This window comes from Phaeobacter sp. JH20_29, from assembly GCF_048056175.1.
Lineage (GTDB): Bacteria > Pseudomonadota > Alphaproteobacteria > Rhodobacterales > Rhodobacteraceae > Phaeobacter > Phaeobacter bryozoorum.
Window position 1 is genome coordinate 693105 of sequence record NZ_JAYMWO010000013.1, and the last position, 21071, is coordinate 714175.

Genomic DNA, 21071 nt, shown 5'->3' on the forward strand with positions numbered 1-21071 from the left:
TAAGTAAATTTCAGATTAACCTACCATAAGGTTAACGGTGCCGCACAAAAAAGAGGACGCCGAAGCGTCCCCTTCCAGATCTGATCCATGATTGGATTGCGCCTAGTTGCTGTTGCCCTGCGCTTCAATCTCGCGCCATTTGGCGACATTGCGATTGTGCTCCTCAAGCGTGACGGCAAAGGCGTGGCCACCGGTGCCATCAGCGACGAAGAACAGGTAGTCGCCCTGATCGGGGTTCACCGCCGCCTCAAGGCTGGCCATGCCGGGGTTGGCGATTGGCGTCGGCGGCAGCCCTTCGATCACATAGGTGTTCCAGGGGGTTGCCCGGCGCAGTTCGCTCTGGCGCAGGCCACGACCGAGGACACCCTCGCCCCGAGTAACACCATAGATCACCGTCGGGTCCGTTTGCAGCCGCATCCCGCGGTTCAGCCGGTTGGTGAAGACCGAGGCGACCTGCCCACGCTCCTCTGCCACGCCGGTCTCTTTTTCGATGATCGACGCGAGGATCAGCATCTCTTCGGGGCTGGTAACCGCTGCGCGGTCCGAGCGGCCCTCCCAGGCGGCGTTGATGCGCAGCTCCTGGCGCTCCTGCATCTCGGCCAGGATCTCGGCGCGGTCATCACCGGGGGAGACCTCATAGCTGTCGGGTGCCAGCATCCCCTCCGCCGGGCGCGTGCCCGGATCGCCGTCGAGGATATCCATGGCTTTCAGCGATTCGACCACCTGCCAGCTGGTCACGCCTTCGGCCAGCGCGATGCGGTAACGGGTGTCGGCATCGGCTTTCTTCTCTTCGTAGACAGCGGGCACCTCATCGACGCCGGGCACAAATTCCGCACGCTCGACAAAGCGGTTGGTGGCCGGGTCCAGCTCGCGCACCTCGGCCAGCACGCGTGTCACGCCCACGCGGTAGACGATTTCGGTGCCACAGCTGCTGGCGCCGCCGCGGGTGATCTGATCGACGATCTCGGCCATCGAGGCCCCTGCGGGCACCAGATAGCTGCCGGCCTTCAGCGCATCGGTTTTCTCGGCGTAGCGCACACCAACCCGGAACAGCGGGCCGGAGTTGATCGCGCCTTGGCTCTCCAGATCACGGCTGACCCGAGACATCGTGCTGCCGGACGGCACCCGCAGGCAGATCGCGCTGTCCAGCGGACCTTCGGAGGTATATTGCGACTGCCCCCAGAGGATGACGCCGCCCAGAAGGAACAGCATCACCACCAGGACCGTCAGCATGTTTGAGGCGAGGTTGCGCCACATCACTCAGGCTTTCCGAACAGGACCGACGCATTGGTGCCGCCAAAGCCAAAGGAATTGGACAGCGCCACCTTGATCTCGCGCTCGCGTTTCTGGTTCGGGGCCAGATCGACAGCGGTTTCAACGGCCGGGTTGTCCAGGTTGATGGTGGGCGGTGCCACCTGATCGCGGATCGCCAGGATCGAGAAGATCGCCTCAATCGCGCCAGCCGCACCCAGGAGGTGGCCGGTGGCGGATTTGGTCGAGGACATGGTGACCTTGCCCGCCGCATCCCCCATCATCCGCTCAACCGCGCCCAGTTCGATGGTATCGGCCATGGTCGAGGTGCCATGGGCATTGATATAGTCGATGTCCTTCGGCTCAAGCCCCGCATTGGCCAGCGCCGCGCGCATCGAGCGTTCGCCGCCTTCGCCGTCCTCGGAGGGAGCGGTGATGTGGTAGGCATCGCCGGAGAGACCATACCCCAGCACCTCGGCATAGATCTTGGCGCCACGGGCCTTGGCGTGGTCGTAATCTTCCAGCACCACGATGCCGGCGCCCTCACCCATCACGAAACCGTCGCGGTCGGCGTCATAGGGGCGCGAGGCCGCCTTTGGGTCATCGGCGCGTTTGGTGGACAGCGCCTTGCAGGCGTTGAAGCCGGCAATGCCGATTTCGCAGATCGCCGCCTCGGCGCCGCCTGCGATCATGACGTCGGCGTCGCCGGATTTGATCAGACGGGCCGCATCGCCGATGGCATGGGCACCGGTCGAACAGGCGGTCACAACAGAGTGGTTCGGCCCCTTGAAGCCAAAACGGATCGAGACCTGACCGGAGATCAGGTTGATCAGCGCGCCGGGGATAAAGAAGGGCGACACCCGGCGGGGGCCTTTTTCCTTGATCATCACGGCGGTGTCGGCGATCGAGCTGAGGCCACCGATGCCAGAGCCGATCATCACGCCGGTGCGCAGGCGGCTCTGCTCGTCCTCGGGTGTCCAGCCGGCGTCACGCACGGCCATATCAGCCGCGGCAATGCCATAGAGGATGAAATCATCAATCTTCTTCTGGTCTTTTTTGACAACCCAATCATCGGGGTTGAAAGTCCCATCGCTGCCGTCGCCACGCGGAACTTCGCAGGCGTAGGTGGTGGCGACACCGCTTTCTACCGCATCAAAATGCGTGATCGGACCCGCCCCGGACTGACCGTCCAGCAACCGCGACCAGGTCTCTTCGACGCCGCTTGCCAGCGGTGTGACCAGGCCCAGTCCGGTAACTACTACTCGACGCATTTCTTGCACTCCTCTGCCTCGGCAATTTGACTCCAAATAGCTTGGATTGGCGCAGAGGTGCAAGAGCCGGTGGTCTCCGGTTGTTTTGCGATAATTTAATGACAGCCTTAGATTGCGGTTAACTTGGATAATGTACCTTTTGGTTGTTCTTTGGTTTCGTAGTCGCGACAGTACCGATATGGCGCGCCTGCGAACCACTATGCGGCGCCCAACAGACGGGGCGCAGGATCCAAGGTCAGCGGCTGTGGGGCAAGATGTGAATGGTGCACATAGAGTTCTTGTTTGGACGCCCTGCGTCACCTGATCCTGATCTACGAAGGGTTCGGCGGATGGCACACCGCCGCCCTTCGCGCATGTGGGGGCTGGGCGTATTTGCGCTGCTGTTGCTGGTCAGCCTGCTGCTTGGCGCTGAACCGCTGGCCGCCCGCGAATGCCGTGTCTTCAACAAACTGATGACGCTGACGCTCGCCGGTGAAGATTTTCTCGACTACCTGCGCACCGGCAGCAATTCGCCCGCCGTGCAGGAGATGGAACGGTTGCTGGCAAAGACATCAAAGACCGAGCTGCATCTCGCGATGCAGAGAGAAAAGATGGACGATCTGCTGAAGGCGACCCATAACCTGATTGCCCAGCACCGCAGCCTGCTGCGGGTCCTGGCGCTGAAGGACCGGCGCCATGCGGAACGGGCCTCTGTCAAACTCTTTGCCAGTGAAACCCTGGCGGCCTATCGCCGGGAGCTGGCGCGTATGCCCTGCTCTCGTGCAGGCAGTAGCGGGCAGGATGGCGGCGGCCTTGGCGCCTTGCCCGCGCTGGGACAGATTTCCAGCACCACCGCGGCGGCCGGTTCACTGGGTCTGGTGGCGCTTGGAGCGCTGTGTTTTGTGCTGTTTGAACGGCGCATGACCACGCTGAGGCGGCGCCGCAAGCGCCATACCTGCAACCTGGACTGCACCCTTGTGCACAACAATGATAACGGGGTTGCGGCGACCCTGCTGGACATCAGTCAGGAGGGGGCGAAGGTCAAATCCGAAGCGCGCCTCGGCGCCGGGGATATCATCGTGCTGGACCTGCCCGGCGATGCGCCGCAGATAAATCTTCACGGTCGGGTGCAATGGTGCAATGCCAACTATTTTGGCCTGCAGTTCAAGGAGCGTCTCACACGCGATATGGTGAAGGCTCTGGCGGGTTTTCGCAGGGCGCCCAGAAAATCCAAACGGGAGTTCGGGCGCGACGGGACGCCTGCCGAGCTTGAACCACATGGCGCGGTGTCTGGCTGACGGATCGGCATGGCCGGAGCGACACTCTGCGGCGTGGTCCTTCGTCGTGATGATGTCACAAGGGGGTCGGCCTGTCTTGGGCTCGGCTGCTATCACGGGTCCCCGGTCGCGGCGGACCGGCAAGAAGCGCGCGGCAAAGATCGCGCGGGCGGGCGGCGGACGGGCGTCTGGCTGGCGTCTGGCTGGCGTCTGGCGGGCCATGATCGCGGCCATGATCGCGAATATGCAGACAGATCCCACCTGCGATGCCTTGCGGAGCCGACCTCGCGAACCGGTGGCACCCCTGTGGTAGTGGGATGGTGGCGGTTGGTGCCGGATGGTGGCAGATGCGGACCATTGGGGCAGGACGTGCTTTGCTCCGCAATCAGTCGGCGAAGCAGACAGATCTTCCGCCGGTATAGACCATGCAGGAAGCGCGCGCGCCGGTTTGGTCAATTTCAGGCAGAGACCACAGCTCCGGCCCGCTTATGTCGCGATCAGCGGTGCATCGGCGGCGTCGAGAGGTCGGTTCGACAATTCCGGTCCATTGGCAGCGGTTTCGACCGGATCCTGTATAGACAGCGCCGCACCAGCTCAGCCGCGCCGGTCATGCGCCCTGTGCTGCAAACCCACGCCGGCCTGCCCGCTCCCCAAGGCAGCCAACACACGCAGGCTGCGCTGAAATCAAAAGGGCTGCGCAGTCCTGACGACACCGCAGCCCATTGGTCGATGCGGCAGCAGTGCCGCCCGAGACGTGCCGCCGACCTAGCGGAATTCGGCAACCGGCTCACGCGTGGGGCGGGCCGCCTCCAGCGCCTCCGCCACGGTCAGGGTCTTGCGGAACAGCGCCCGCCCGACCAATGCGCCGGAGATCGAACCGATGTATTTCAGCCGCGCCACGTCATCGGCGGTGCGGACCACACCGCTGGCGATCACCGGCGTGCGCGCTTTCTCCGCCAGCCCGGCGATCAGCCCCAGCTGCGCCTCGACATCGGTCATATCGCTTTCGATATCGGTGATGATGATGCCCGCAAAGGGGCAATCGGCAAAGGCGTCGATAAAGGCTTCGGGCGTGAACGAGCCGGCCTGACGCCAGCCGTCGGTCATCACCTGCCCCTGCCAGACATCCACCGCCAGCACGATCTGATCGGGGTGAAGACGGGTCAGCGTGCGCACCAGTTCGGGGTCCCGGGCGGCAAGCGTGCCGACCACCACACGGCCGGCCCCCTTGTCGATCCAATGCTCAATATGCTCGCGCGAGCGCATACCGCCGCCCAGCTGAACCGGGATACCGGCGGTGCGGATGATTTCCTCCACCAGCTCGGCATTGCGGTTGTCGCCTTCGATGGCATCAAAATCGGTCAGATGCATCCATTCGGCACCATCGGCGGCAAAGCCGCAGGCGGTGGCAACCGGGTCCACGTGCCAGATCATGGCGGTGTCGAGCCGCCCCTTGTCCAGCGTCACGCAGCGGCCGTCCTTCAGTTCCATCGTGGGGTAGATCATCATCGCAATGCCCTCCTGTCGTCGGCAGTTTCGCCAAGGCTAGCACGGAGACCGATCACCCCTAAGGAGAAAACCCGACCTCGCGGAGGTCGGAAACGTCCAGAAACGAAAAACGGCGCCTTCCTGCCCGGAAAGCGCCGTCTGTGATCGTCACCGATTGGGTGGGATCAGGAAGCTTCGCTGATGAACTTCACCGCATCGCCAAAGGTCTGGATGGTCTCGGCCGCGTCATCGGGGATCTCGATGCCGAACTCTTCTTCGAAGGCCATAACCAGCTCAACGGTGTCCAGGCTGTCTGCGCCCAGATCATCGATGAACGACGCGTTCTCGGTCACTTTGTCTTCTTCAACACCCAGGTGTTCCACAACGATCTTTTTTACGCGGTCTGCGACGTCGCTCATGTCAATTCCTCATCTTTTCAGGCATTCGCCCGGTTGTCAGGCATTCGCCCGGTTCTGCCCTTGCCCGCTCGGGGCGGCGTGGTTGTGCCCGATGCGGGCGGTCGTGTCCCGCATAGCGGAACCGCCCCTGCCGGTCCGGCATGGACCCCCAGATGGCGAATATGCGCCGCCTATAACACAGACCGACGCAGAGGCAAACGGTTTCGCAGCATCACTGCACCCGCCTGCCCGGAGCCTGTCGCCTGAGGCTCAGGCAACAGGGTGAGCATTTGGCCACAGCCGCAGCCACATGCAAGGCTTGTGGTGCATATTTTTACGCAACCCATCACCGCCGCAGGTCATTTTCCGTTATTTTGCAGCGACTTTCAGCTGGTCATCCATCCTGAGGATGGCCGTATTTCGTCCCGGATAACCGGGCCAGCTGCGGGGCGGGATCGCAAAACCCCGCGACCAATCTTGTGCGATGCCGCGCTGGCGGCACCGAAAATCCCCCCGGCCTGAGGCATAGAGGCCACATCTGACGCGGCGGCCGGAACGCAGAACCCGCCACCGGAGGACCGGCGGCGGGACCAGGTGACTCGGCGTCACCGCAAAGCCTAACCGGGGTCTCGGCGGCCCCGGTTGCAGCCCGGATCGCGCCCCGGGATCACAGCATGGCCATGCCGCCGTTCACATGCAGGGTGGTGCCGGTGACATAGCCTGCCTCGGCGCTGGCCAGATACAAAACGGCGGAGGCGATTTCCTCCGGGGTGCCCATCCGACCGCTGGGGATCTGGGTCAGGATCGCGTCTTTCTGGGCGTCGTTCAGCTTGTCTGTCATGGCGGTGGCGATAAAGCCGGGAGCCACGGCATTGACCGTAATGCCGCGGTTGGCGACCTCATAGGCCAGCGATTTGGACATGCCGACCATACCGGCCTTAGCGGCGGCGTAATTGCCCTGACCGGGGTTGCCGGTGGCCCCCACGATGGACGAGATATTGATGATCCGGCCCCAGCGCGCCTTCATCATGCCGCGCAGAACACCCCGGCACAGGCGCATGGTCGAGGTAAGGTTCACCTCCAGCACGCTGGCCCATTCCTCATCCTTCATCCGCATGAACAGATTGTCGCGGGTGATGCCGGCGTTGTTGACCAGAATATCCACCGAGCCCATCGCCGCGATCGCCTGTTTCGGCAGCGCCTCGACCGCCTCTGCATCGGAGAGGTTGCAGGGCAGCACATGGGCGCGCTCGCCAAGTTCCGCCGCCAGTTCCTGCAGCGGAGCCTCGCGGGTCCCGGAGAGGCCCACGGTGGCGCCAGCGGCGTGCAGGGCGCGGGCGATATCGCCGCCAATACCACCAGATGCCCCGGTGATGAGGGCGGTTTTTCCAGTCAGATCAAACATATGATTTCCTTTGTCTCATCCCCGGCCCGCGGTCCGCCGTTTTCTTTGGAAGACAACGGGCCGGAATATTAATGAAATTTCCGCGTTCAGCCCGCGGTGATGGCTGCCACGTCCTCGGCGGTGCCGATCTGACGGCAGGCCAGATTGCGGTCGATTTTGCGGATCATGCCGGAGAGCGCCTTGCCCGCGCCGATTTCCCAGAATTCGATCACGCCTTTGGCGGCCATGGTCTGCACGCTTTCGCGCCAGCGCACAGAGCCGGTCACCTGCTCGACCAGAAGCTGGCGGATTTCAGCCGGATCGGTGACCGCATCGGCGCGGACGTTGGCGATCAGCGGAACCGCAGGAGAGGTGATCTCGACCCCGGCCAGCGCCTCGGCCATGACATCGGCGGCAGGCTGCATCAGGGCGCAGTGGAAGGGCGCGCTGACCGGCAGCATCACGGCGCGTTTGGCGCCTTTTTCCTTGGCGATTTCAGCGGCGCGTTCAACGGCGGCCTTGGCGCCGGAGACCACGACCTGAGTGGGGTCGTTGTCATTGGCGGCCTGACAGACCTCGCCTTGTGCGGCGGCGTCTGCAACGGCGCGCACCGCCTCGAGGTCGAGCCCCAGAATGGCGGCCATCGCGCCCTCGCCGACCGGCACGGCGCTTTGCATCGCCTTGCCGCGAATGCGCAGCAGGCGCGCGGTGTCGGCGACGGAAATCGCCCCGGCTGCGGCCAATGCGGAATATTCGCCAAGGCTGTGACCGGCGACAAACGCCGCCTTGTCGATGCTGACACCCTCAGCCTCCAGCGCGCGCATGGCGGCGAGCGAGGTCGCCATCAGCGCCGGCTGGGCGTTCTGCGTGAGGGTCAGGGTTTCGATGTCGCCCTCCCAGATCAGCTGGCTCAGCGCCTCTCCCAGTGCGGCGTCCACCTCGTCAAAGACCGCTTTGGCTGCCGGATAGGCCTCGGCCAGGGCTTTGCCCATACCGATCGTCTGCGCGCCCTGCCCTGGAAACACGAATGCAATTGTCATCTGAGACCTCATCTTGTCTGCATATCTGCGTTGCATCGGGTTTAGACGCAGGTGACGCTGCGTACAAGCATAGCCTTCGCGCGGGCGCACCGGTGCTGTGCATCAGCTGACAGAGATGCGTGTTGTGTCAAACCGCTGAAGGGATAGGGTATTCCTGTCGCCCCCTATGAGAAGGTCTCATCGCCCGTGTCCTCCCCTGCCCGCGCCCCCGCGCTTCGCCAGAATACCGCCCGCCACTATGGCAGCGTTGCCAAAGGTTTTCACTGGCTGACAGCCCTATTGATGCTGGCGGTGTTCCCGCTTGGTTATTTTGCCAATGATCTGGCGCACCATATTCAAAGCCCGGAGTTTGACGGCGCACAGGCCACGCTGACCCGCGCGGCGCTGCTGTTTTCACTGCACAAGACCCTGGGGCTGGCGTTGTTCCTGACCGCGCTGCTGCGCATTCTCTGGGCGCTGAGCCAGCCCAAGCCGGTGCCGCTGCACCCGGAGCGGCGGGCCGAGACGCTGCTGGCGGAGGTGGTGCACTGGCTGCTTTACGGGGCGCTGGTGGCGGCCCCCCTGACCGGCTGGATCCATCACGCCGCAACCACGGGATTTGCGCCGATCTGGTGGCCCTTTGGTCAGAACCTGCCGTTTGTGGCGAAATCTGAAACCTTGGCGGCGCTGTTTGGCGGGCTGCACTGGCTGTTTGTCTGGACCCTTGCGGTGGCTTTGGGGCTGCATATTGCCGGGGCCCTGAAACATGAGGTGATCGACCGCGACGCCACTCTGCGCCGGATGCTGCCAGGACGCGCGCCCCAGGTGACGGTGCCAGAGCAGACCCCCCATGGGGCGGCGCCGGTGCTGGTGGCGCTGGCGATCTGGGTCCTGGTGCTAGCCGGCGGCGGCGCCTTCGGCCTTTATGCGCCGCACAGCCATGGCGCGCCGGGTGCCACCGCACATGAGGCTGGATCCGAGACCACAGATGGCGGCGATCCTGCCGCAACGATGGCGTCTGACACGGCCGGCAACTGGCGGGTCGAGGATGGCACATTGGCGCTCACCATCGTGCAGATGGGCAGCGAGGTGCGCGGCCAGTTCGACCGCTGGCAGGCAGTGATTGATTTCGAGGACCCTGCCGCCCCCGGCCCCGCCGGCGCGGTCACCGTCACCGTGGCGATCCCCTCGCTGAAGCTCGGATCTGTCACTGATCAGGCGATGGGGCCGGATTACTTTGACAGTTCCACCTATCCCACCGCAGAGTTCCGCGCCGAGATCGAGAAGCTGGCAGATGGATATATCGCTGAGGGCACCCTGCGGATCCGCGATCAGGAGGTGCCGCTGCGCCTGCCCTTCACGCTGGATCTGAACGGTGACACCGCCACAATCTCCGGCAGTGCCGAAGTGAACCGGCTGGATTTCAACATCGGCCAGGGCGTGCAGGACGAAAGCTCGCTTGCCTATGCGGTGACCATCGCTGTCGACCTGACCGCCAGCCGCGCCGCCCCCTGACGGATGTGGGCACAGATCAGGGGGGGATGGCCGCCGCGTGCCCCCCCCCATGGGGACATATAGTCCCGCAGGTTCTGGCCCACTTAAGGTATTGTGCCGCGCGGCAGCACCGGTGATGCTGCGAAGATGACCACCGAAATCGAGTTCTCTTTTGCGGCACTGAACCCGTCGGTACGACGGCACATTCGCGTGTTTCAAATACACCAGTTCCTTGACCGTTTTGCGATGGGGCTGACGGTTGCCGTGGTTGCTCTGGCCTTGACCGACCGGGGCATGGACCTGTTGCAGATCTCGTTTCTCTTCGGGATCTACGCGCTCACGACGATGGCGATGGAGCTGCCGTTTGGTGGCCTTGCCGACAGCATCGGGCGCAGGCCGGTCTTCTTGACGGCGGTTGTCGCCAGCCTGATCTCGCTCGTGCTTTTTCTCTCTACGAGCGATTTTTATGTTCTGGCGCTGTCGTTTGCATTCATCGGCTTTGGCCGCGCGCTTCGGTCGGGCACGCTGGATGCCTGGTTTGTTGAAACCTTCAAAGCCGCCGCCCCCAATGTCGATGTCCAGCCCGCACTGGCCAAAGCGCAATGGGCCAATGCCATAGGTTTGGCGATTGGCGCCATTCTGGGAGGTCTTCTGCCCGATCTCTGCGGCGAGGTCGCAAAACGCCTTGGGTTCAGCATTTATGATGTGTCCTACCTTGCGAGCGTCGTCGTGATGTCGGGCGTGTTTGTTTTCACGGTACTGGCCATTGTCGAAACACCGCGCCCGATGAGCGCCACGGCTCTCAAGCACGGCTTTGCGAATGTGCCGATGGTGATAGGGGACGCGAGCCGTCTGGCCCTCAGACATCCCGCTCTGTCGATCCTTCTGGCAGCGCTGGCGTTCTTTTTGATGGCGACCAACCCTGTTGAGGTGATCTGGCCGACCCATGCAAAGCCGATGCTGGACGAGCGCTATGCAAACACCGTCATCGGTATCGTCACTGCCAGCTATTTCTTCGCCATCGCTTTCGGCGCGTCCCTGTCCGTGCCCATCAGCCGGATTTTCAAACGGCGGCACGCCATGACGCTGGCGGCGGGTTTTGCCTGTCTGGCAGGGGTTCAGATCGCATTGGCGCTGCAAGGCAGCATCGTCGGCTTTGTGACGGTGTTTGTCCTCTATTCCGTGTTTCTGGGGGTCTGCGAAACCCCGGCCAGCAGCATCCTGCATCGCTGCGTTGGCGACGGTCAACGCTCGACCATGCTGTCTTTGCGGTCGCTGATCCAACAGTTGGGGGCCGCATCGGGCCTGATTCTGGCCGGAGCTGTCGCCGATATCTACTCGACACCGGTCGCCTGGATCGTCGGTGCGGTGTTTCTGGTGATTGCGATGATGCTGATCTTGGTGTTGGTCAGACGGCTGGCGGCAATCGCCGAATAGCTGACGGGTGCGCGCTCACTCGTACAGGGACGCACTTACAGGGACAAAAAAACCGCCACCCGGCAAGGGGCGGCGGTTCTGGATCGGTGGGTGGCGGGGGTGACCCCTCCGCCGTGCGGTCTGGTTATTCGGCCTTCATCGCCTCGACCGAGATCTTAACCTCGACCTCGTCGCTGACGAAGGGGGCGAATTTGCCCAGCTCGTAGTCCGAGCGCAGCAGGGTTGTGGTGGCGTCGAAACCGGCCCAGGGCTTGCCCGCCATCGGGTGTTCGCCGACCTGGTTCAGCTTGGCGTCCAGAACCACGGATTTGGTGACGCCGTTCAGGGTCAGGTCGCCGGTGATTTCTGCGGTATTCTCGCCGGTGACCTTGATGCCGGTGGATTTGAAGCTGATCATCTCCGCATCATCGGCGCCAAAGAAATCTTTTGACATGAAATGGTCAAAGCGCGCTTCCCAGCCAGTCAGCATGGATTGCGCGGGCATCGACACCGAGACGCTGGAGGCTTCGGGGTTTTCCTGATCAAAGGCGATTTCACCCTCAAACCCCGAGAACATGCCGTAGGTGGTCGAGAAACCAAGGTGATTGTAGCTGAACACCACCTGGCTGTGGCTCGAATCCAGCTTGTAGGCTTCAGGGGCGGCAAAGGCGGTGGTGGCGGCGGCCCCCATCAGGGCGGCGGCAAAGAGAGTGGTTTTCATAATCTTGGCTCCGTTGGACCGTGTGACTTCGTTTCCCAGTTGAAGACTTTGTCATCAGAAAGGAAAGCCCGCAAAAGCCAACACTATCTGTGTTCAGATGAACAACCCAAGCCGCATTGACGCACAGAGGCCGGTTCTCGCGCAGTTGTGATGTCGGCAGGCGGTGGCGGCGGGCCAAGGCGTTCCGCCAGAGATCTGGAGCGCCTAGCTGAAGATCGGTAGGGCGCCGCTCAGCTGATCGCGCAGCCGCAGGCGGGTTTCGGTGCTGTCGATCGGCAGCTCCATCAGCACTGCGCCGTCGATATCCAGAACCGAGATGGCATGGGCGGAGAGCCGCACGCCGCCAAGGCTGCTGTAGCTGCGCCGCAGGACAATCCGCGGTGCGCCGCGCCGTGTCTTGCGCAGGATCCTCAGCTCGCGCCGGATCGGGTCGAAACAGGCCTCCGGCTGGCTGTCGGGGTGATGCGAGGTCAGCAGGATCAGGCCGACAAACAGAAAGGCCACGGAAATCCCGATCCGGATCAGCGACATCTGCGGATCGAAACCTGCGTCAGGCAGCAGCCAGAGGCCGGTGGCGCCCATCACCATACCGCCCCCAAGAATGCGCAGCAGCAGCGAGCGGACCGGCCAGTTGGCCTGCATCTGAAGGTTCATTGGTGCCGACCGGGCCAGATGGGCCAGCCGTCTGGCGGCAGGAGACTGAGAGGACGCGCGCCGCATGACCTTGCCAAATCGACCCGGCTGCATGGGCTGAAAACCGATCTCGGATGGTTCGAGGATGCTCATCTCTGGTCCCTTTCACTCTTAACGCGGTCTGTCTGTCCTGCCTTGCCTGTGACGCCTGCTGCGCCTGTTGGTCTGTGACTGGCGGGATGGTTAACATTTGATTAACCAAGATTGACGCCAGCATTGGGGCTTAAATGGGGCGGAGTTGCGGTAAATACGGGTCGTGATCCGCCGTAATAGGCAGCCCCTTTGTCAACGGGCCTCAATAGGTCATATGCAGATGCAGCCGCCCTGCCCCCGGTTCCGTCTTGACCCCTCCGGGCTAGCGCGCGGGGTCTGATCGGGCCGCTGGCGAAAGAGGTTCGCCCTGTCGGATCCGTGGCCCATTCTCAGCTTTGCATAATTTTGCTAAAATTTGGTTCACAGGCTATGGATCAAACCCCAGCGACCACTGGCAACGTGGGCGCAGAGGGACATCTGGAGGAGCACAGGGGCACGCGGCGGGAAACGGGCCTTGCCCTTTTGGTCTGAGCCTGTATATGGGGGCTTCCTTCCGCGACATTTTCGATCCGCGCAGACTCTCGTGACAGGGCAGCGGAAGGGACAACCGCCCCGTCTATGAAATGCGCCTAGACAAAAACTGGAGTTCACATGCCACTCTACGAGCATGTCATGATTGCGCGTCAGGACCTGTCCAACTCGCAAGCTGAAGGCCTCATCGAACATTTCGGTGCTGTTCTGTCCGACAACGGCGGTAAGCTGGTCGACAGCGAGTACTGGGGCGTCAAGACGATGGCCTATAAGATCAACAAAAATCGTAAGGGCCACTACTCCTTCCTGAAGACCGATGCTTCGGCAGCGGCGATCCAGGAAATGGAGCGTCTGATGCGCCTGCATGATGACGTGATGCGCGTTCTGACCATCAAGGTTGACGCACATGAAGACGGCCCCTCGGTTCAGATGCAGAAGCGCGATGAGCGCGACACGCGTCGTGAGCGCCGCTGATCAACGCTTGAGAAAAGGACGCTAAACCATGGCAGCCAAACCGTTTTTCCGTCGTCGTAAAGTATGCCCGTTCTCGGGCGACAATGCGCCGAAAATCGACTACAAAGACACCCGTCTTCTGCAGCGCTACATTTCCGAACGTGGTAAGATCGTGCCGTCGCGCATCACCGCCGTTTCGGCAAAGAAGCAGCGTGAACTGGCCCGTGCTATCAAGCGCGCCCGCTTCCTCGCCCTGCTGCCCTACGCCGTGAAGTAAGGAGATAAGCACATGCAAGTTATCCTTCTGGAACGTGTGGCCAAACTGGGCCAAATGGGCGAAGTCGTGGACGTAAAGCCCGGCTATGCTCGCAACTTCCTGCTGCCGCAAGGCAAGGCGCTGACCGCGTCGCAGAACAACATCGCTCGTTTTGAGGAACAGAAAGCGCAGTTCGAAGCGCGCAATCTGGAAACCAAGAAAGAAGCGGAAGCTCTGGCAGAGAAGCTGGACGGTCAGCAGTTCATCGTGATTCGCTCCGCGTCTGACGCTGGCGCCCTCTACGGCTCCGTCACCCCCCGTGACGCCGCAGAAGCCGCCACCGCAGAAGGTTTCTCGGTCGACAAGAAGCAGGTTGCCCTGCTTTCGCCGATCAAGGAACTGGGTCTGCACAGCGTTGTTGTGAAGCTGCACCCTGAAGTCGAAGTTCAGATCAAACTGAACGTTGCGCGTTCGGTCGAAGAAGCTGAGCTGCAAGCCTCGGGCAAATCGATTCAAGAGCTGGCCGCTGAAGAAGAAGCCGCTGCTGAATTCGAAATCTCCGAACTGTTCGACGATATCGGCTCTGCCGCATCCGACGACGACGATGCAGCCCCGGCCGCAGACGACGAAGAGACCAACGCCTGATCGGCATTGGATCTATCCGAGATCGAGAGAGGCCGCCCCGGATCGGGGCGGCCTTTTTCATATCTGCGGCGGCCGCAGCTGGATTGCGCTGCTGACAGATCAAAATCGCCTCAAACTCTCCGCAGAAACTGCGGCGCGGGTAACCTCGTCTTTGCCGGTTTCTGCAAGCCTAGATCCCGCCCTGAGCGATCGCTCCGGGAGCGCGTGTTTATGCGCACGTGTGGTTGTGACTGTCGTGCCAGGCCTGCGTCTGGTGTCTGGGGGTAAGCATGGAAGAGGATCTGATCCGGGAAGAAACGGCGCTGCGGCGACGCCTGCTGCTGCGGCTCTTGCGCAACTTCAGCTTTGAAAACCCGAAATACAGGGGCGAACCGATCAGCAATCTGGTGCCACCGGAGCTGATCACCGCCGAGCTGACCCGGCACAACCCTGACCGGGTGATCCAACCCTGAACCATGCGGGCGTTGCAGACGGGGCCACGAAGGCTCGGCCCCCGCAGCCCCTTTGCATGGGCGTCCCAATCGGGCCGCAGGCACGGGAGCCGTGTTGGGACAGGGCAAGGCCCGGTTCATGCGCGCGTGGATCATGCGGCAGTCGATCAGCGCCGACAAATTCTTAGCCGTTAAAATTTGATCCATCAGCGCCCGCCCTAGCCGGGGCACCCTGACCGGTCATGCGGATCGCCGCGCCGGGGGTCCAATCCCGGCTGATGGCCCCGGATTGCGGGCGATCATCGGACAGCCTGCCACGGTCGGGGGATATCCGCCGATGGGTTCCCGCGCCATTTGCCCAAGCCGCAGGCGCGCCCTAATCTGCCGCCGATCCGGCGTATTCGGGGTTTAGACAGGCAGTATCCATGATTGATCGCAGAACGGCTCTGGCCATTATTCTCAGCCCGCTGGCCCTTGCCGCATGTGGCGAGGCACCCGCCGCAACCGAGCGCGCCGCAACGCCGCCGCTCTATCCCAACGAGACGCCGGAGCTTCGCCGCAAGATCAATTTCTGGGCCGACCACTATGAGGTGCCGCGCCCGCTGGTCCACCGCCTTGCCATCCGCGAGAGCACCCATCGGCCCTGGGCGGTCAACCGGCCCTACTACGGGCTGTTGCAGATCCTGCCGGCCACTGCCCGCTCCATGGGGTTTCGCGGCAAGCCGAAGGATCTGCTGGATGCCGATACCAACCTGAAATATGCGGTGAAATATCTGCGCGGGGCCTGGCTCCTCTCCGATGGCAGCTACGATCAGGCGGTAAAACACTATTCGCGCGGCTACTACTATGCCGCAAAACGGCGGGGCATGTTGCGCGAAACCGGGCTGCGCCCCTGATCAGACCGCTTGAAAACCACGATATCACAAAGAGTTATGATATCTTACGCGGCAGCTTGCCACTCTGATTGTTAGCGCAAAACTGTCACGTGACCGAAGGCGTTTTTCTGCTAGCATGGATGTCTGTAATAAAAAGACGTCGGAGTGAAAAATGCCTATTCAACTAGATCGCCGGTCCTTTCTGGCCGGCAGTGCCGGTCTGATCGCGCTGCATCCGTTTTCGGTTCAGGCGGCTTCCAATCAGGTGCATCTGCGCCTGATGGAGACCACCGACCTGCATGTGCATGTGTTTCCCTATGATTATTACGCCGACAAGCCGCGCGACACTGTCGGGCTGGCGCGCACGGCCTCGCTGATCGGCGATATTCGCGCCGAGGCGACCAATTCGCTGCTGCTGGACAATGGCGACTTCCTGCAGGGCAATCCGATGGGCGATTACATCGCCTATGAGCGCGGCATGAAGGAAGGCGACACCCATCCGGTCATCCAGGCGATGAACGCCGTTGGCTTTGACGGCTCGACGCTGGGCAATCATGAGTTCAACTACGGGCTGGATTTCCTGATGAAATCCCTCGCCGGGGCCGAGTTCCCGGTGGTCTGCGCCAATGTCGCCACATCCACCGGTGCCGGCCCGCGTGACGACAAGACCCTGCTGCCGCCCTATGTGATCCTGGAGCGCGAGCTGACCGATGGCGCGGGCAACCGTCATCCCATCAAGATCGGGCTGATCGGCTTTGTGCCGCCGCAGGTGATGAACTGGGACCGTCGCCATCTGGAAGGCAATGTGCAGGCCCGCGACATTCTGCAATCCGCCCGCGCCTATGTGCCGGAGATGAAGGAAAAAGGCGCCGACATCATTATCGCCCTGTCACATTCCGGGATCGGCAGCGCCGATGAGACCGACGGGATGGAGAATGCCTCGGTGCCGCTGGCAGCCGTCGAGGGCATCGACGCCATCATGACCGGCCATTCGCATCTGGTCTTCCCCTCCTCGACCTATGCGGATTTTGCCGGGGTGGATGTCGACAAGGGCACCATCCACGGAACCCCCGCCACAATGGGCGGTTTCTGGGGCAGCCATATGGGTCTGATCGACCTGATGCTGGAGCGGGACGGCAGCGGCTGGCGCGTGGTGGGCCATGCCTCGGAGGCGCGCCCGATTTCGCGGCGCGAAGAGGACCGGTCGATCACCGCCCTGGTCGAAAGTGCCCCTGCGGTGCTGGCAGCTGCGCAGAAAGAACATGACGAGACGCTGCAATATGTCCGCCGCGCCGTGGGCAAAACCGACGCGCCGCTGCACAGCTATTTTGCACTGGTCGCCGATGATCCCTCGGTGCAGATCGTGTCGATTGCGCAGACCTGGTATATCGAACAGATGCTGAAGGGCACCGAGCATGAAGGCCTGCCGATCCTGTCAGCTGCGGCCCCGTTCAAGGCCGGCGGCCGCGGTGGTGCGGAGTATTACACCGACGTTCCAAAAGGCGATGTGGCGATCAAGAATGTCGCCGACCTCTACCTCTACCCCAACACCGCCCGTGCGGTGCGGGTGACCGGCGCGCAGGTTAAGGACTGGCTGGAACGCTCTGCCGGCATGTTCAACCAGATTACCCCCGGCGAGGCCGATCAGGTGCTGCTCAATCCCGCCTTCCCGAGCTACAACTTTGACGTGATCGACGGGGTGACCTATCAGATCGACCTGTCGCAGCCCTCGAAGTTCGGGCCGAAGGGGGAGCTGGAGAATCCCGACGCCAACCGCATCGTCAATCTCGAGTTCAACGGCGCGCCAATCGATCCCGCACAGGAGTTCATTATCGCCACCAACAACTATCGTGCTGGCGGTGGCGGAGCCTTCCCCGGCGCGATGGGGGATACCATCGTGTTCGAGGGGCCGGACACCAACCGCGATGTGATCGTGCGCTATATCGTCGAGAAGGGCACCATCAGCCCGCGCGCCGATGCCAACTGGCGCTTTGCCCCGCTGGCGGACACCTCGGTGCTGTTTGACACCGGCCCCAAGGCGGCGGCCTATGTGGACAGTGTCGAGAGCATTGCAATAGAACCTGCGGGTGAAGGGCCGGATGGCTTTGCACGCTACAGAATTGCGCTGTGAACAAACTGTTTCCGATTTGTGCAAAATGAAATGATTCTCGCCGCCCGGCCAAACTTGGTCGGGCGGCATATTTAGGCGCACACGCCCCGCTTGCACACAAGTTATTGAGGGGCGCCCTAAAGGTTAATTTTTACAAATTTCGAGCAAATTTGCGCTCTCCTTACTGCTTTTTAGGCATTTGTTTGCCAAATTTCTGCCCCCTTCTTGCGGCAGAGTTTTCCGACATGCGAGGTGTCGATCAGCGCTGCACAACAGCGACCCGCATCAAGACGGTTGATGAGCAAGAGGAGCAGTTCCGATGCCAAACGGCAGTTTCAACGATTTTCGAAATGCGCTTCTGGCGTTTGAATCGGGCTGGGACCGGGACCGCTACAATGCGGGGCAGATCAGCGACGCGCAGCTGACGCAATGGGTCGGCGCGCCAGTCAGCAGCTTCTATCCCGGCCTCAGCAGCTGGGGCCAGCTGAGCGACACCCAATGGCGGGACATGGCCTATCACTCCACCAATTCGCTGGGCTTTGTCGGCTATCAGTTCGGCGAGGCGCTGCTGATTGACCTCGGTTATTATCAGGACGACGTTTACTACCTGGGCGGTGATACCATCAACCGCTGGGATGGCACCTGGACCGGGAAAAATGGCGTCAACAGCCTGGATGATTTCAAATCCCACGCCGCACAGGACACCGCCATCAATGAGGCGTTTGGCTATAACTTCGAGATGCTGAGCTACTATCTCGGTCGGCAGGGGCGCAGCATCAGCGATTTTGTCGGCGAGACCGTGACCTATCGCGATGTCAATGGCGCCATGGTGGATGTTACCCTCTCGCTGACCGGGCTGATGGCTGCGGCGCATCTGCGCGGTGCTTCGGGGCTGGCGACGCTCTTGCTGAGCGATACCGCCTCGACCGATGAATACGGCACCTCGATCCTGAAATACGTGAAAGATTTCGGCGGTTACGACAGCCCCACGGCCGACGCGCTGATTGCCTTCTGGCAGGATCGCAAGGCAGGCGGCACCGCACCGCTGGACATGGGCGGGCCGCAGCCAAGCGAGCCCGTCCTGGTTGGTGAGACCCTGCTGGGCACCGTCAGCCGGGACATTCTGGATGGAACCGATGCAAATGACCTGCTGTCAGGGCGCGGCGGCAACGACCGGCTTGCAGGCCGTGCGGGTGATGATGATCTACGCGGTGGCGGCGGGCGCGACCGGCTGATTGGCCAGGGCGGCGATGACAAACTCAACGGTTCGCACGGGGCCGACACGATCCGCGCCGGTGCGGGCAATGACACATTGATCGGCGGCAATGGCAATGACCTGCTGTTTGGTCAGGGTGGTAACGACCTGATGATCGGGGGCGATGGGGCCGACACATTTGCCTTCGGCAGCAACCACGGGCGCGCCCGTATCCGCGATTTTGAACTGGGCATGGACAAGATCGACATCCTCAGCGGCGCACAGAACATCAATCAGCTCGATTTTACGACCAGAGGTGATCACGTCGTGATGTCTTTTGACAATGTTGTGGTCACGGTTGAAAATATCACCGTCGAGGAACTCGCCAGTTCCGATAATTTTCTGTTCTGAGCGGGCACCACCGCAAGACCATCGGGTGATCTGACAACCGAGAGGTCAAACAACCGAGTGATCAGACAACCGCCCTGGAGTTCGCCTCCACGGCGGTTTTCTTATGCCTTAGACCGCTCCTACTCCGCCCCACGCTCACCGCCAAACAAAAAGGCCGCCCCCTTAAGGGACGGCCTTGCGCGTTGGCACACCTCGGATCCGCGCCTGGCGGGATCCGGGATCTGACTTATTCTTCTTCCAGAGCTTCGACTGCGGCCTGCAGGTCGTCCTTGGACACTTCTTTCTCGCTCACTTTGGCCTGCTCGGCGATGTGATCGATGACCTTGTCTTCGAAGATCGGTGCGCGCAACTGCTGCTGCATCTGAGCGTTCTGCTGGATGAACTCAAAGAACTGGCGTTCCTGGCCCGGGTACTGGCGTGCCTGGCTCATGATGGCCTGGGTCATTTCCGCATCGGTCACTTCGACCTCGGCTTTCTGACCCAGCTCGGCCAGCAACAGGCCCAGACGGACGCGGCGCTCTGCCAGTTTGTTGTGCTCGTCAGTCGGCTCGATTTCACCGTGGTTGTGATCGTGAACCTCGGGGTTTTCCTCGTGCCACAGCTGATGTGCGATCTGCTTGGCTTCGGCTTCGACCAGCGAGGGCGGCAGGTCGAAGGAGACCAGATCGTCCAGCTTGTCCAGAAGGCCACGCTTCATCACCGCGCGGGCCGCACCGGCGTATTCTGCTTCCAGACGCTCGGAGATCTGACCTTTCAGCGCGGCGAGGTCCTCGGCGCCGAATTTCTTCGCCAGCTCGTCGTTGATCTCTGCTGCCTTGGCGGCTTTGACCTCTTTCACGGTGCAGGTGAATACGGCTTCCTTACCGGCCAGATGCTCGGCCTGGTACTGCTCGGGGAAAGTGACGGTGACGTCTTTTTCGTCACCTGCCTTGGTGCCGACCAGCTGGTCTTCGAAACCGGGGATGAAGGAGTTGGAGCCCAGCACCAGCGGGTAGTCTTCGCCTGCGCCGCCGTCGAAGGCTTCGCCGTCTACCTTGCCGACGAAGTCGATCACAACCTGATCGCCATCTTCAGCGGCAGCACCCTCTTCGCGGGCTTCGAATTCCTTGGCGGTCTCGGCCAGGTTGGCCAGCGCCTCATCAACTGCGGCGTCGTCTGCTTTGACCACCAGCTTTTCCAGCTCAACGCCGGAGAGATCAACTTCGGGGATTTCAGGCAGTGCCTCATAGGACATCTCGACGTTGACGTCGTCGCCCTCTTTCCAGTCTTCGTTGGTCATCTTGACGTCGGGCTGCATCGCCGGACGGTCACCGCTTTCCTCGAAGTGCTTGTTCATCGCACCGTCGATGGTTTCCTGCATGGCTTCGCCGATCAGACGCTGGCCGAACTGCTTCTTCAGCAGCGCCATGGGAACCTTGCCCTTGCGGAAGCCCTTCATCTCGACTTCGGGCTGTGCCTCGACGAGTTTTTCATTGACCTTCGCATCCAGCTCGGCGGCGGTAACGGTGATCGCGTAGCCGCGTTTCAGACCTTCGTTCAGCGTCTCGGTGACCTGCATCATATTCCCCATAGAGATTCGGGGCGCGCGCGCGGGCGCTCCCCCAGACAATTTGTGGCCTTCTATTTGCACAAGCGCGGCGGCGCAAGAGGGATTGCCCCCGCAGCCGCCCGGTCAGCGCCGGTTGCGGCGTTTTTTGGCCCCGAAAACAGAAAACACGCCCCAAAGGACGTGTTTTCCAT

19 protein-coding genes are annotated in these 21071 nt (G+C 62.0%); 10 read left to right on the forward strand and 9 right to left on the reverse strand.

The features are described 5' to 3' along the window. Nucleotides 1-102: 102 nt before the first annotated feature. Together mltG and fabF are read right to left on the reverse strand one after the other, a co-directional pair. A complete protein-coding gene (gene mltG / locus VWZ85_RS13095; protein ID WP_340546325.1) occupies nucleotides 103-1257 on the reverse strand; it encodes an endolytic transglycosylase MltG in 1155 nt (384 codons plus the stop codon). Beyond that, nucleotides 1257-2522 (reverse strand): beta-ketoacyl-ACP synthase II, encoded by a 1266-nt coding sequence (gene fabF, locus VWZ85_RS13100; RefSeq protein ID WP_340545795.1) that lies wholly within the window; start codon nucleotides 2520-2522, stop codon nucleotides 1257-1259. The genes mltG and fabF overlap by 1 nt, the downstream gene beginning before the upstream one ends. A 329-nt stretch (nucleotides 2523-2851) precedes the next feature. Between fabF and VWZ85_RS13105 the strand changes: the two genes are divergently transcribed. Continuing rightward, nucleotides 2852-3799: a PilZ domain-containing protein gene (locus VWZ85_RS13105; RefSeq protein ID WP_340545796.1), complete on the forward strand. Its 948-nt coding sequence runs from the start codon at nucleotides 2852-2854 to the stop codon at nucleotides 3797-3799. Between the two features lie 744 nt (nucleotides 3800-4543). Here the strand turns inward: VWZ85_RS13105 and VWZ85_RS13110 are convergent. From VWZ85_RS13110 to fabD, 4 genes are all read right to left on the reverse strand, one after another. After that, nucleotides 4544-5287 carry a 1-(5-phosphoribosyl)-5-[(5-phosphoribosylamino)methylideneamino] imidazole-4-carboxamide isomerase gene (locus VWZ85_RS13110; RefSeq protein WP_340545797.1) on the reverse strand — a complete coding sequence of 248 codons (744 nt, stop codon included), beginning with the start codon at nucleotides 5285-5287 and terminating at the stop codon, nucleotides 4544-4546. 164 nt (nucleotides 5288-5451) lie between these two features. Beyond that, nucleotides 5452-5685 (reverse strand): acyl carrier protein, encoded by a 234-nt coding sequence (locus VWZ85_RS13115; RefSeq protein ID WP_005982462.1) that lies wholly within the window; start codon nucleotides 5683-5685, stop codon nucleotides 5452-5454. Between the two features lie 646 nt (nucleotides 5686-6331). Continuing rightward, nucleotides 6332-7069 carry a 3-oxoacyl-ACP reductase FabG gene (gene fabG, locus VWZ85_RS13120; RefSeq protein ID WP_340545798.1) on the reverse strand — a complete coding sequence of 246 codons (738 nt, stop codon included), beginning with the start codon at nucleotides 7067-7069 and terminating at the stop codon, nucleotides 6332-6334. A gap of 86 nt (nucleotides 7070-7155) precedes the next feature. Further along, entirely contained in the window at nucleotides 7156-8088 is a 933-nt protein-coding gene (gene fabD, locus VWZ85_RS13125; RefSeq protein WP_416588659.1) for an ACP S-malonyltransferase, read from the reverse strand. Between the two features lie 186 nt (nucleotides 8089-8274). On the opposite strand from fabD, the gene VWZ85_RS13130 reads away from it, so the two are divergent. Together VWZ85_RS13130 and VWZ85_RS13135 are read left to right on the forward strand one after the other, a co-directional pair. Continuing rightward, nucleotides 8275-9582 carry a cytochrome b/b6 domain-containing protein gene (locus VWZ85_RS13130; RefSeq protein WP_416588662.1) on the forward strand — a complete coding sequence of 436 codons (1308 nt, stop codon included), beginning with the start codon at nucleotides 8275-8277 and terminating at the stop codon, nucleotides 9580-9582. Nucleotides 9583-9708: 126 nt separating this feature from the next. Further along, a complete protein-coding gene (locus tag VWZ85_RS13135; RefSeq protein ID WP_416588665.1) occupies nucleotides 9709-10998 on the forward strand; it encodes an MFS transporter in 1290 nt (429 codons plus the stop codon). Nucleotides 10999-11122: 124 nt separating this feature from the next. Here the strand turns inward: VWZ85_RS13135 and VWZ85_RS13140 are convergent, their stop codons facing one another. Both VWZ85_RS13140 and VWZ85_RS13145 read right to left on the reverse strand, forming a co-directional pair. After that, on the reverse strand, nucleotides 11123-11698 hold the full coding sequence (locus VWZ85_RS13140; RefSeq protein ID WP_416538903.1) for a YceI family protein: 576 nt from the start codon (nucleotides 11696-11698) through the stop codon (nucleotides 11123-11125). A 204-nt stretch (nucleotides 11699-11902) separates the two neighbouring features. Next, a complete protein-coding gene (locus VWZ85_RS13145; RefSeq protein ID WP_340545803.1) occupies nucleotides 11903-12484 on the reverse strand; it encodes a hypothetical protein in 582 nt (193 codons plus the stop codon). 591 nt (nucleotides 12485-13075) lie between these two features. On the opposite strand from VWZ85_RS13145, the gene rpsF reads away from it, so the two are divergent. The 7 genes from rpsF (at nucleotide 13076) to VWZ85_RS13180 (ending at nucleotide 19331) form a co-directional block, all read left to right on the forward strand. Next, nucleotides 13076-13429 carry a 30S ribosomal protein S6 gene (rpsF, locus tag VWZ85_RS13150; protein ID WP_340545804.1) on the forward strand — a complete coding sequence of 118 codons (354 nt, stop codon included), beginning with the start codon at nucleotides 13076-13078 and terminating at the stop codon, nucleotides 13427-13429. A 28-nt stretch (nucleotides 13430-13457) separates the two neighbouring features. Next, entirely contained in the window at nucleotides 13458-13685 is a 228-nt protein-coding gene (gene rpsR / locus VWZ85_RS13155; protein ID WP_005982441.1) for a 30S ribosomal protein S18, read from the forward strand. A gap of 12 nt (nucleotides 13686-13697) precedes the next feature. Then, the gene (gene rplI / locus VWZ85_RS13160) at nucleotides 13698-14309 is read left to right on the forward strand and encodes a 50S ribosomal protein L9 (protein ID WP_340545805.1); all 612 of its coding nucleotides are present in this window, start codon (nucleotides 13698-13700) and stop codon (nucleotides 14307-14309) included. Between the two features lie 269 nt (nucleotides 14310-14578). Next, entirely contained in the window at nucleotides 14579-14761 is a 183-nt protein-coding gene (locus tag VWZ85_RS13165) for a peptidyl-tRNA hydrolase (protein ID WP_340545806.1), read from the forward strand. Between the two features lie 404 nt (nucleotides 14762-15165). Further along, nucleotides 15166-15636 (forward strand): lytic transglycosylase domain-containing protein, encoded by a 471-nt coding sequence (locus VWZ85_RS13170; RefSeq protein ID WP_340545807.1) that lies wholly within the window; start codon nucleotides 15166-15168, stop codon nucleotides 15634-15636. A 151-nt stretch (nucleotides 15637-15787) separates the two neighbouring features. Beyond that, nucleotides 15788-17746, forward strand: coding sequence for a bifunctional 2',3'-cyclic-nucleotide 2'-phosphodiesterase/3'-nucleotidase (locus VWZ85_RS13175; protein ID WP_340545808.1), 1959 nt, complete (start codon nucleotides 15788-15790; stop codon nucleotides 17744-17746). A 298-nt stretch (nucleotides 17747-18044) separates the two neighbouring features. Next, nucleotides 18045-19331 carry a calcium-binding protein gene (locus tag VWZ85_RS13180; protein ID WP_416588668.1) on the forward strand — a complete coding sequence of 429 codons (1287 nt, stop codon included), beginning with the start codon at nucleotides 18045-18047 and terminating at the stop codon, nucleotides 19329-19331. Nucleotides 19332-19557: 226 nt separating this feature from the next. On the opposite strand, the gene tig is transcribed toward VWZ85_RS13180, so the two are convergent. After that, the gene (tig, locus tag VWZ85_RS13185; RefSeq protein ID WP_416534167.1) at nucleotides 19558-20889 is read right to left on the reverse strand and encodes a trigger factor; all 1332 of its coding nucleotides are present in this window, start codon (nucleotides 20887-20889) and stop codon (nucleotides 19558-19560) included. Nucleotides 20890-21071 lie beyond the last annotated feature (182 nt).

Bases quoted from the DNA above. Each gene is read 5' to 3' on its own strand.
- mltG (WP_340546325.1), bottom strand. From the start codon at position 1,257: ATGTGGCGCAACCTCGCCTCAAACATGCTGACGGTCCTGGTGGTGATG.
- fabF (WP_340545795.1), bottom strand. From the start codon at position 2,522: ATGCGTCGAGTAGTAGTTACCGGACTGGGCCTGGTCACACCGCTGGCA.
- VWZ85_RS13105 (WP_340545796.1), top strand. From the start codon at position 2,852: ATGGCACACCGCCGCCCTTCGCGCATGTGGGGGCTGGGCGTATTTGCG.
- VWZ85_RS13110 (WP_340545797.1), bottom strand. From the start codon at position 5,287: ATGATGATCTACCCCACGATGGAACTGAAGGACGGCCGCTGCGTGACG.
- VWZ85_RS13115 (WP_005982462.1), bottom strand. From the start codon at position 5,685: ATGAGCGACGTCGCAGACCGCGTAAAAAAGATCGTTGTGGAACACCTG.
- fabG (WP_340545798.1), bottom strand. From the start codon at position 7,069: ATGTTTGATCTGACTGGAAAAACCGCCCTCATCACCGGGGCATCTGGT.
- fabD (WP_416588659.1), bottom strand. From the start codon at position 8,088: ATGACAATTGCATTCGTGTTTCCAGGGCAGGGCGCGCAGACGATCGGT.
- VWZ85_RS13135 (WP_416588665.1), top strand. From the start codon at position 9,709: ATGACCACCGAAATCGAGTTCTCTTTTGCGGCACTGAACCCGTCGGTA.
- VWZ85_RS13140 (WP_416538903.1), bottom strand. From the start codon at position 11,698: ATGAAAACCACTCTCTTTGCCGCCGCCCTGATGGGGGCCGCCGCCACC.
- VWZ85_RS13145 (WP_340545803.1), bottom strand. From the start codon at position 12,484: ATGAGCATCCTCGAACCATCCGAGATCGGTTTTCAGCCCATGCAGCCG.
- rpsF (WP_340545804.1), top strand. From the start codon at position 13,076: ATGCCACTCTACGAGCATGTCATGATTGCGCGTCAGGACCTGTCCAAC.
- rpsR (WP_005982441.1), top strand. From the start codon at position 13,458: ATGGCAGCCAAACCGTTTTTCCGTCGTCGTAAAGTATGCCCGTTCTCG.
- rplI (WP_340545805.1), top strand. From the start codon at position 13,698: ATGCAAGTTATCCTTCTGGAACGTGTGGCCAAACTGGGCCAAATGGGC.
- VWZ85_RS13165 (WP_340545806.1), top strand. From the start codon at position 14,579: ATGGAAGAGGATCTGATCCGGGAAGAAACGGCGCTGCGGCGACGCCTG.
- VWZ85_RS13170 (WP_340545807.1), top strand. From the start codon at position 15,166: ATGATTGATCGCAGAACGGCTCTGGCCATTATTCTCAGCCCGCTGGCC.
- VWZ85_RS13175 (WP_340545808.1), top strand. From the start codon at position 15,788: ATGCCTATTCAACTAGATCGCCGGTCCTTTCTGGCCGGCAGTGCCGGT.
- VWZ85_RS13180 (WP_416588668.1), top strand. From the start codon at position 18,045: ATGCCAAACGGCAGTTTCAACGATTTTCGAAATGCGCTTCTGGCGTTT.
- tig (WP_416534167.1), bottom strand. From the start codon at position 20,889: ATGCAGGTCACCGAGACGCTGAACGAAGGTCTGAAACGCGGCTACGCG.